The organism is Streptomyces longispororuber (assembly GCF_014656095.1).
GTDB classification, from domain to species: Bacteria; Actinomycetota; Actinomycetes; order Streptomycetales; family Streptomycetaceae; genus Streptomyces; species Streptomyces longispororuber.
This window is the reverse complement of the sequence record NZ_BNBT01000328.1, coordinates 1-1,031: the sequence shown is the minus strand read 5'-3', so window position 1 is coordinate 1,031 and position 1,031 is coordinate 1. Positions and strand designations below refer to the sequence as shown.

At 79.6% G+C, this 1,031-nt stretch carries 1 protein-coding gene; it reads right to left on the bottom strand.

The annotated features are described in order from the left end of the window. A partial coding sequence (locus IE330_RS38475; RefSeq protein ID WP_190140814.1) for an LLM class flavin-dependent oxidoreductase occupies positions 1-711 on the bottom strand: 711 nt, incomplete at its 3' end. Positions 712-1,031: the final 320 nt, after the last annotated feature.

Here is a 1,031-nt window from a genome sequence, read left to right as displayed (position 1 = left end):
GTCGCGGGCGGCGCCCGCCTGCTCCGGGCTCGCGGCCCGGACGAGGGCGACGTCCGCGTGCCGGGCGGCCACCTCGCGGGCGGGCCCGGCGGTGGCGTCGACGACGACCACGGGGTGGCCCTGCGGCGGGCGCGGCACGACGGAGGGGCCGCGCACGGAGAAGGTGCTGCCCTCGAAGTCGACGTGGTGCAGCTTGTCCCGGTCGATGAAGCGTCCCGTCGCCACGTCCCGCAGCTCCGCGTCGTCCTCCCAACTGTCCCAGAGCCGCCTGGCGGCGTCGGCGACCTCGCCCGCCTCGCGCCACAGCGCGTCCCGGGGCGCGGCCCGGCGCCGCCCGAAGAGCGCGGCCTCGGCCTCGGTCGCGGACACGTCGACCGCCCAGCCGCCGCGGCCGCGGCTGACCCAGTCGAGCGTGGCCACGGCCGCCTGCACGTGGAAGGGCTCGGTGTGGGTGGTGGTGACGGTGGGCACCAGGCCGACGCGGTCGGTGGCGGGCGCGACGCGGGACAGGACCGCGAGGGCGTCGGGCCCGCGGCGGGCGAAGGAGCCGCCGAGCGTCACGAAGTCGAGGCCGCCGCGCTCGGCGAGCCGGGCGAGCCGGACGAAGGGGGCGGCGGTGAAGGCGTCCGCCTGGTCGACGGCGGCCGCGATGTGCAGCGGTCGATGACCGGCCGGCGGGCACGCCGAGGACAGGGAGGGCAGGGAGGGCATGGGGGTACACCTTTCTCGAGCACGGGGCTCGGGTGCCGGGGCGCCGGGGCGCCGGGTGCGGAGGTGTCTGGGCGGCGCGGAGCGGAGGTGCCGGGGTGGGCGGGGCCGGGGTGCGGTGGCGGGTGGGTGTGCCGCGTGCCCCGCCCCGCGGGCGCTCATCGCGCCACCCCGTCCAGGAAGGTGAGGACGGCGCGCGCGGTGGCGTCGTTCTGCCGGAAGGACGGGCTGTTGGTGCGCGGCCGGGTGAAGGCGCCCGCGCCGCGCGCGTCCGTGTGCGGGCCGAGCCCCCTGGGGCGCGCGTGCGCGGCGCCGGCGTCGTA